This is a genomic window from Psychroflexus lacisalsi (assembly GCF_020164495.1).
In the GTDB taxonomy this organism is placed as follows: domain Bacteria; phylum Bacteroidota; class Bacteroidia; order Flavobacteriales; family Flavobacteriaceae; genus Psychroflexus; species Psychroflexus lacisalsi.
The window spans coordinates 1-255 of the sequence record NZ_JAIQYZ010000046.1 but is presented as its reverse complement, the minus strand read 5'-3'; the positions used below and the strand labels follow the sequence as shown (position 1 = coordinate 255).

The 255-nt window shown below is 28.2% G+C and carries 1 protein-coding gene; it reads right to left on the bottom strand.

The genetic code is table 11. From position 1 onward, the window contains the following. A partial coding sequence (locus tag LB449_RS13905) for a GLPGLI family protein (RefSeq protein WP_224455706.1) occupies nt 1-255 on the bottom strand: 255 nt, incomplete at both ends.

Below are 255 nucleotides of genomic sequence, written 5' to 3'. Positions count from 1 at the left end.
CAAATTCTATCTTAGACATTTCGAATTTATAAGAATAATCCCAATTTACATTCAGTTCCAAGATTAAACCTGGTAAACCTCTAAAGCCAATAGGCCCAAACGGATAGTTGATTTCAGGAGTAAACCAAGCTACAATTTCTCTATTTTGATTATTATTTTTTTTGTTCCCAACATTATAATTTAAAGTTGCTTTTTTACACTTAAAACCTGAAATTTTCTTGTATTCGTTAATTATTTTCCAGTCAAAAGTTTCAA